Source organism: Pseudomonas onubensis (assembly GCF_965653655.1).
Taxonomy (GTDB): domain Bacteria; phylum Pseudomonadota; class Gammaproteobacteria; order Pseudomonadales; family Pseudomonadaceae; genus Aquipseudomonas.
Map to the genome: position 1 here is coordinate 20,178 of NZ_CBFHAZ010000080.1, position 8,247 is coordinate 28,424.

Here is an 8,247-nt window from a genome sequence, read left to right on the forward strand (position 1 = left end):
AAAGTGCGATGGTGACCTTTTAGCTTTTTTTGGAATGCTGACATTGTAAAAGGACCTTACCTAAATGAGCATTTTTTCAAAAAAAAATGCAGAAATTGAAAAAAAAAGAATCGAATATGAGTTGGCCGAATTTGGTTACTCAAAATTCATTATAAAAGAGAGCAACATAACGACAATTCAAATTGCAAAAAATATCGGAACCCCCTATTACCACGAAAAAATTCAAACAATAGAAGAAATCACCCCAAGCATTAAGTCTAAATTGCGGACCAACACATACAGTGGAAACTTTGGTTTAGATGCGTTCCCGTTCCACACAGATCTAGCTCACTGGCAAACACCACCACATTACATTCTCCTTTGTTGCATTCAACCAGCAAAAGACGTTAAAACACTATTAATCGATTTCAAAGAACTCCTCTCAACCGAAGACGAAAGCACACTGAGCCGAGCCCTCTTTAGACCAAGAAAAAGTATAAATCACCAAGCCTCATTGCTTCGCTTATCAGAAAACAGAAAGATAAGATGGGACAGCCTATTTTTACAACCCGTAAGCACATCTGGAAAAGACCTCTTAAGTCGAATTACTGAAAAAATAAACATTTCAGCCAAAAAAGAAATCGCGTTATCCAGCGACAAAGAATGTTTAGTCATCGATAACTGGAGACTGGCGCATGGTCGAACTGCCATTCCAAAAAACTGCCTAAATCGCAAACTTGAAAGAGTTTACCTTTCATCAGTACAAGGAGTACACGATGTCTAATTCTAGCCATGAATGGTCAAAAGACGCACTATTTAAAAAAGCTCAACTCTACGCAGAAACGATGATTGAACATGAGGACAACGCTTGGCAATTTGGATTGTGGTCTGCGTTTACACTTGAGTTTTTAATTCGTGCGGCCGTATCGGCAGTATCACCGGTACTGTTAGCGGACGCCAAAGACTGGAATAACATTTTATATGGACTTGAGATAGCGACCAACAAACCAAAATTTATTCCAAAATCAGCTGCCACATCCGAGCTAATACTTAGACTTGAAGATATCGTCCCGTCATTCACTAGGGAGCACGCAAACTTTTGTATAGCTCATTTAGCCAAAAGAAATAGCGAAATGCACGGAGGAAATTTAGAGTTCGAACTTTATCCATCCTCCGCTTGGGCACCAATGTTTTACTCTGTATGTAAAATCTTATCTACGGCAGCAGGGGAGTCTTTGGAAAACCTGCTCGGACCTGCTTCAGCAAAACGGGCGAACGAGGATATAGCAGCACTCAAAGATGTGAATGCTAAATCAGTCCGTGGTGCGATAGAGGCTCATAAAACAGTTTGGAACGAAAAGTCAGCCACTGAGAAATCAACGGCTCAAAAACAGGCTCAGACTGCTGCATTAAGGCATTATGGTCATCGAATCAACTGCCCAGCCTGCCAATCGGTAGCGCTAATCCAGGGGAAGGCCGCCGGGGAAGCGAAAAAGTCGGTTTCAGATGATGGAGTAATTGAGAAGCAAATTATGAAGCCTGAGGCGATGCACTGTATAGCGTGCGGCTTGAAAATAGCGGGTTACTCAAAGCTACTCGCGGCCGGGCTGGGGAGCACCTATATATCCACTAGTCAATATGACGCAATGGAGTACTTCTCCATAGATCTCGATGAACATGTAAGAAGCATGATGGAGGATGATAACAATGAGTAATAGTACTCATTGAATACCATGCATAAGAAAGCAATTAAGGAGCGTATTAATTTTCCTATAACAGATAGAGTCCCTTTTTGCTCTCAACCGCAGGAAAACAAGATATCCGTTTAACCAGTTGCACCCACCCCACCATCACGCTAACCTTCCCCCGGTCGCTGCAAATTCAGCGACCGGGTGTGAGAACCCGAGCAAATCAAGGCGCAAAGCGCCCAAGAACCCTATCGCGGCGTTTTTTTTCGTCTGCGGTATCGTTTTATGGCGGCTGTGCGTGGGAGACCTTCGGGTCTACCGGTTGCCTTGATTGCCGGTTTCTCACCCTGCGCACAGCTGCCACCCAAACCTGTGAGAAGGTTCGTGGCAGTTCCTCAAATCAAGGAACTTTCACTTATGTGCTTCTACGTTTATTGCCTCAAAAGGTGTCACCTTTCTCGGCTCATCTCCTCCGTACTCGGAGGTGTTTTATGAGCACTTCGCAAGATCTAATCACCCTAGGCGTCACCCCCTTCTCCTTCCATTCCGACCAACCGCTATTTCGCGTCAACAGCGGCGTCTCCCTGCACGAAGCCTTGCACCACGCCTCCGACCTCCTCCACGTCGCCAAGCAACTCGCCGAAGATGCGGCGATGACCAAGGAGACGGACCGGTACGCCTGGGCGTCGCATTACTTGCAGGAGATGGTCAAAGCAGTGGTTGATGATGTGGTGAAGGTGTTGGATTCGCCCGGCAACCTTCAGTAAGGGGCGAATGAAAAACCGGCGCGGTGCCTGATTCCGATCACTCAAGAGATAGCACAAGCACCGCTAACCTGTGGCGAGGGAGCTTGCTCCCGCTGGGCTGCGAAGCGGCCCTGCTCTTTGCTTCAAGAGCATGGGACTGCTACGCAGTCCAACGGGAGCAAGCTCCCTCGCCACAAGTTCGGTGTTCCTTATTGGGTGTTCATTCATAATAGTGAGACCATTGGGCGCTGCGCCATGTTTAGGTTTTACCTGGCTGTTTGTGACCTGCGAACCCTCGACCTCGCATATTAACCTTGCCGCCATTGCAAAATCAGCAGGGCCAAGCCCCCCATCTTTGCCCCATTCCTTTTAACGAATTTGCTAACTATCTGATGATTAAAAACACCTCCGATCTGTCCTGTCACACTCCAATGATGCAGCAATATCGACTGGAGAACGTTACACACCACGCAATGTGTGGCTTACAGAGATTCACTGTCTAAAACTCTAGTTTAATTCAGCGCCCTTTACACCCAATGAATGCGTGTTAGATTGAGGCAGTTTTAGACAGGTAATTTCGCGATGGAAAGCCATCAGTAGTTTGCAAGCGTCTACCTTCCTCTGCTGCCCCATAGTCGTCGTCTGCTGCAGATTAATTGCATCGCGAGATGCACTGCGACTTTAAATATCAGTCATCCTTTTACTGGTTACATATAAACTGCCACACCACCTACGCGATGAAAATTTTTTTGGAACCTGCAAGCGTGTCAGCACCACTCACACAGGTTAATTAAAATTAATTCAGGTGCTATTATGCGTACAGGCAACCCTCCTCACTACCCCGTTTCAAGTTACGCCACACCCGATACTCAACAGGCACATTTTAGTACTGCGGGAGCTTCCTCCTCTACAAACAGGGTACACGCTCATCCTGCTCAATCTCGATCCACTGCTGCTTCTGCACAGGGCGCAAATGAAGTACACGGTGTCTCGGCCGTATTTAATGAAAAACTAAAAAAAGCGGACCTTTCGGCGGGCGATATTCTTATTCTAATTGACCAACCCGACAACACTACCAGTACTCACCAAATTATTAAAATTGGGCAAAATCTGCCATCGCTTTCCTTGTTGCGCAAAAACACCGGCGACCCTGCGTTGGTGCATGCGGTTATGTGGTCAAAAAGGGAAAATAACGCGGGTAGAACGACTGCCAATGGTTCCGGAGAATCGGAAATAGTCGAGATGCGCGGTGGTAATCAACTGTCGTCTTCATCGGGCCCTATTCGCAAAGGTATGTATAAAGTTTACTCGCCCAAGGATAAAGATCTTGGAGATTGGGCCGCTCAGGTTGGCCAAGTCTGGAGCGCAGAAAAAAAGGTCCCTTATTCAAAATCCAAAACTGTTCTAAGTGTTTTACGGAACTCCAGCTTTAAAGAGGGCGCCAAACAGGCCAGCGAGAACTATGCCAGCCAGGCCTTTGAGAATGCGCCAAAAATTCGTGGCTCTTTTTGCTCTCATTTTATTCTTGCCGCCTATCAAGCGGCGGCTGCGAACATGGGTATCCCCTTAAGCGGCGCATTAAAAGTTGATGCGGAAGCTACTTCTGTGAGGACTTTAGAGCACTTCTTGAAAGAAGATAAACAAGCTTTTGAGTTCAAGGGTTACTTAAAAATCGACCCAACAGATTTACCCTATTAAGGGAACACTTCCAGTGAAATACGCGCATGACACGAACACGACGGTTTAGTCACTATGAAACAAATGTCCTTCGCCAATGGCGAGTACAGCGGCACCCCTAAGCAAACCCGCCGCGAGCGCTTCCTGATCGAGATAGATTAAGTCGTTCCCTAGAAGGGCCTGTTCCCGCGGCGTCTGATTCCGATCACTCAAGAGATAGCACAAGCACCGCTAACCTGTGGCGAGGGAGCTTGCTCCCGCTGGGCTGCAAAGCGGCCCCTGCTCTTTGCTTCAAGAGCATGGGACTGCTGCGCAGTCCAACGGGAGCAAGCTCCCTCGCCACGGGCTTGGTGTTCATTCTTGGGAGTGATAGCCATTGGGCGCTGCGCCATTTTTGGGTTTTACCTGGCTGTTTGTGACCTGCGAACCCTCGACCTCGCGTGTTAACCTTGCCGCCATCGCAAAATTAGCAGGGCCAAGCGCCCCATCTTTGCCCCACTCCTTTCAACGAATTTGCTAACTATCTGATGAGTAAAAACACCTCCGATCTGTCTTCCCACACCCCGATGATGCAGCAGTACTGGCGCCTGAAAAACCAGCACCCTGATCAGTTGATGTTCTATCGCATGGGCGATTTCTACGAGATCTTCTACGAAGACGCGAAGAAGGCCGCCAAGCTGCTGGACATCACCCTGACCGCGCGCGGGCAGTCGGCGGGGCAGTCGATTCCGATGTGTGGGATTCCTTACCATTCGTTGGAAGGCTACCTGGTCAAGCTGGTGAAGCTCGGCGAGTCGGTGGTGATCTGTGAGCAGATCGGCGATCCGGCGACCAGCAAGGGGCCGGTGGAACGTCAGGTGGTGCGCATTATTACGCCGGGCACGGTGAGTGATGAGGCGTTGCTGGATGAGCGTCGTGACAACCTGATCGCTGCGGTGTTGGGCGATGAGCGTTTGTTCGGCCTGTCGGTGCTGGATATCACCAGCGGCAATTTCAGCGTGCTGGAGATCAAGGGCTGGGAGAACCTGCTGGCGGAGTTGGAGCGCATCAATCCGGTGGAGTTGTTGATTCCGGATGATTGGCCCAAGGACTTGCCGGCGGAAAAACGTCGTGGCACCAAGCGTCGTGCGCCGTGGGATTTTGAGCGCGATACGGCGCTGAAAAGCCTGTGCCAGCAGTTCTCGGTGCAGGATCTTAAAGGCTTCGGTTGCGAAACCCTGACCCTGGCCATCGGCGCTGCCGGTTGCTTGCTCAGCTACGCGAAGGAAACCCAGCGCACCGCCCTGCCGCATTTGCGCAGCCTGCGCCATGAACGCCTGGATGACACCGTGGTGCTCGATGGCGCCAGCCGTCGCAACCTGGAGCTGGACACCAACCTGGCCGGTGGCCGCGATAACACGCTGCAATCGGTGGTCGACCGTTGCCAGACCGCCATGGGCAGCCGCTTGCTGACCCGCTGGTTGAACCGTCCGCTGCGCGACCTGACTGTGCTGCAAGCGCGCCAGACCTCTATTACTTGCCTGCTGGATCGCTACCGCTTTGAAAACCTGCAGCCGCAGCTCAAGGAAATCGGCGATATCGAGCGCATCCTGGCGCGGATCGGCCTGCGTAATGCGCGGCCACGTGACCTGGCACGTCTGCGCGATGCCCTGAGCGCGCTGCCGCAGCTGCAAGTGGCCATGACCGAACTGGACACGCCGCACCTGCAACAACTCGCCGAAACGGCCGGCACTTACCCGGACCTTGCAGCGCTGCTGGAAAAAGCCATTATCGACAACCCGCCGGCGATCATTCGTGACGGCGGCGTGCTTAAAACCGGTTACGACACTGAGCTGGACGAGCTGCAATCCCTGAGCGAAAACGCCGGGCAGTTCCTGATTGACCTGGAAGCCCGCGAAAAAGCCCGCACCGGCCTGGCCAACTTGAAGGTCGGCTACAACCGCGTGCACGGCTACTTTATTGAGTTGCCAAGCAAACAGGCCGAGTCGGCGCCGATTGATTATCAGCGCCGCCAAACCCTTAAAGGCGCCGAGCGTTTCATTACGCCGGAGCTCAAAGAGTTCGAAGACAAGGCACTGTCGGCCAAAAGCCGCGCCCTGGCGCGCGAAAAGATGCTGTATGAGGCGTTGCTTGAGGACTTGATCAGCCGCCTGGCGCCGCTGCAAGACACCGCCGCCGCCTTGGCGGAACTGGATGTGCTGAGCAACCTGGCCGAGCGTGCGCTGAACCTTGACCTGAATTGCCCGCGTTTTGTCAGTGAGCCGTGCATGCGTATCGTGCAGGGGCGCCACCCGGTGGTGGAGCAGGTGTTAACCACGCCGTTCGTGGCCAACGACCTGTCGCTGGATGACGACACGCGCATGCTGGTGATCACCGGTCCCAACATGGGTGGTAAATCCACCTACATGCGCCAGACCGCATTGATCGTGTTGCTGGCGCACATCGGCAGCTTTGTGCCGACAGCCAGTTGCGAGTTGTCGCTGGTGGACCGCATTTTCACGCGGATCGGTTCCAGTGATGACCTGGCCGGTGGGCGTTCGACCTTTATGGTGGAAATGAGCGAAACCGCCAACATCCTGCACAACGCCACCGAACGCAGCCTGGTGCTGATGGACGAAGTGGGGCGCGGCACCAGCACCTTCGATGGTCTGTCGCTGGCGTGGGCGGCGGCCGAGCGTTTGGCGCATTTGCGCGCCTATACGCTGTTCGCCACGCACTATTTCGAGCTGACGGTGTTGCCGGAAAGCGAGCCGCTGGTGGCCAACGTGCATCTCAATGCCACCGAGCACAACGAGCGCATCGTGTTCCTGCACCACGTGCTGCCGGGGCCGGCGAGCCAGAGCTACGGCTTGGCCGTGGCGCAGTTGGCGGGGGTTCCCGCGCAGGTCATCGCCCGTGCCCGCGAACACTTGAGCCGCCTGGAAGAAACCGCCCTGCCCCACGAGATTCCGATGGCAAGTGTGGCCAAAACCAGCAGCAAACCCAGCGCGCCGCACCAGAGTGATATGTTCGCCAGCCTGCCCCATCCGGTGCTGGATGAGTTGGCAAAGCTTGACCTGGACGGCTTGACGCCGCGTAAAGCGCTCGAAATGTTATATGCACTGCAAGTTCGGATATAACGCACGGGCTTGCAAGCTGGTAGACTCTCGCGCGGTTTGGGATGCTGCAGGTTATTAGCCTGGCCTGCAGACTATCGCTCCCGAACCTCGCGAGCCCTGCCACAAAGGGTTTCGCTGCCGCCGCCTGAGGAGAGAATTAGAAATGACCTTCGTCGTTACCGACAACTGCATCAAGTGCAAGTACACCGACTGCGTCGAAGTGTGTCCGGTGGACTGCTTCTACGAAGGCCCGAACTTCCTGGTTATCCACCCGGATGAGTGCATTGACTGCGCCCTGTGTGAACCAGAATGCCCGGCCGTCGCGATTTTCTCCGAGGACGAAGTCCCGGCAGAGATGCAGGAATTCATTCAGTTGAACGTCGAGCTGGCGGAAATCTGGCCAAATATCACTGAACGTAAAGATCCGATGCCTGACGCAGCGGAGTGGGATGGCAAGAAAGGTAAGATTGCAGACCTCGAGCGCTAAAGCTTCGCCGCCCAATAAAAAGGCCCCTTGCGGGCCTTTTTGCGTTTCTGGGTGGTCGGTTTCACTTTTCTGCAGGCAAAAAAAAGGGGCGGTATGACCCGCCCACATTTTTTCCCTAGTCCCTGTATTCCTTTTCATCGTCCTGATGAATCGCATCCTGCGACGTTCCTTCAACCATCGTTCCTTGATGGCTGTGCCAATCCGTGGACACAGGGCTGATCTTAGAGAGTTCGGAGGGAAGTTCAACGGGATCCAACTGATCGACTGACAGACTTGAACGCCCATTCAAGTATAAATAATTGTTATTTTTCATAAGGATAGAAAATTCTCTCAGCGTTTCGAGATGGACATGCCTGGTAAAAAAACCAATCACTTACGAAAAAGTAAGCGAATGCTTACACGCGCAATTGCGCAAACGCGTGATTGAGAACGTTTGACTGATCGGCAGGCATAGAGTAGGAGGCGGATTCACATCCGCCGTCCTCTCACACCACCGTACGTACGGTTCCGTATACGGCGGTTCAGGTTATGCGATTAAGCCGGTTTATCGTATCCAGTATTGAGACCAGTCC

6 protein-coding genes are annotated in these 8,247 nt (G+C 52.3%); all 6 read left to right on the forward strand.

Translation table 11 applies throughout. From position 1 onward, the window contains the following. Nucleotides 1–64 precede the first annotated feature (64 nt). The 6 genes from ACTD9P_RS21970 to fdxA all read left to right on the forward strand — a co-directional run bounded on the left by ACTD9P_RS21970 (nt 65) and on the right by fdxA (nt 7,675). Complete coding sequence (locus tag ACTD9P_RS21970; protein WP_438869340.1) at nt 65–763, forward strand: Fe(II)-2OG oxygenase family protein; 699 nt, start codon at nt 65–67, stop codon at nt 761–763. Then, nucleotides 756–1,694 carry a hypothetical protein gene (locus tag ACTD9P_RS21975; protein ID WP_438869341.1) on the forward strand — a complete coding sequence of 313 codons (939 nt, stop codon included), beginning with the start codon at nt 756–758 and terminating at the stop codon, nt 1,692–1,694. The genes ACTD9P_RS21970 and ACTD9P_RS21975 overlap by 8 nt, the downstream gene beginning before the upstream one ends. A gap of 464 nt (nt 1,695–2,158) precedes the next feature. Continuing rightward, on the forward strand, nt 2,159–2,434 hold the full coding sequence (locus ACTD9P_RS21980; protein WP_438869342.1) for a DUF3077 domain-containing protein: 276 nt from the start codon (nt 2,159–2,161) through the stop codon (nt 2,432–2,434). Between the two features lie 792 nt (nt 2,435–3,226). Then, nucleotides 3,227–4,111: a hypothetical protein gene (locus tag ACTD9P_RS21985; protein ID WP_438869343.1), complete on the forward strand. Its 885-nt coding sequence runs from the start codon at nt 3,227–3,229 to the stop codon at nt 4,109–4,111. 506 nt (nt 4,112–4,617) lie between these two features. Then, nucleotides 4,618–7,209 (forward strand): DNA mismatch repair protein MutS, encoded by a 2,592-nt coding sequence (gene mutS, locus ACTD9P_RS21990; protein ID WP_438869344.1) that lies wholly within the window; start codon nt 4,618–4,620, stop codon nt 7,207–7,209. Between the two features lie 142 nt (nt 7,210–7,351). Further along, a complete protein-coding gene (gene fdxA / locus ACTD9P_RS21995) occupies nt 7,352–7,675 on the forward strand; it encodes a ferredoxin FdxA (RefSeq protein ID WP_003208688.1) in 324 nt (107 codons plus the stop codon). Nucleotides 7,676–8,247: the final 572 nt, after the last annotated feature.

Coding starts and splice junctions, on each gene's coding strand:
- mutS (WP_438869344.1), top strand. CDS start 4,618: ATGAGTAAAAACACCTCCGATCTGTCTTCCCACACCCCGATGATGCAG.
- ACTD9P_RS21970 (WP_438869340.1), top strand. CDS start 65: ATGAGCATTTTTTCAAAAAAAAATGCAGAAATTGAAAAAAAAAGAATC.
- ACTD9P_RS21980 (WP_438869342.1), top strand. CDS start 2,159: ATGAGCACTTCGCAAGATCTAATCACCCTAGGCGTCACCCCCTTCTCC.
- fdxA (WP_003208688.1), top strand. CDS start 7,352: ATGACCTTCGTCGTTACCGACAACTGCATCAAGTGCAAGTACACCGAC.
- ACTD9P_RS21985 (WP_438869343.1), top strand. CDS start 3,227: ATGCGTACAGGCAACCCTCCTCACTACCCCGTTTCAAGTTACGCCACA.
- ACTD9P_RS21975 (WP_438869341.1), top strand. CDS start 756: ATGTCTAATTCTAGCCATGAATGGTCAAAAGACGCACTATTTAAAAAA.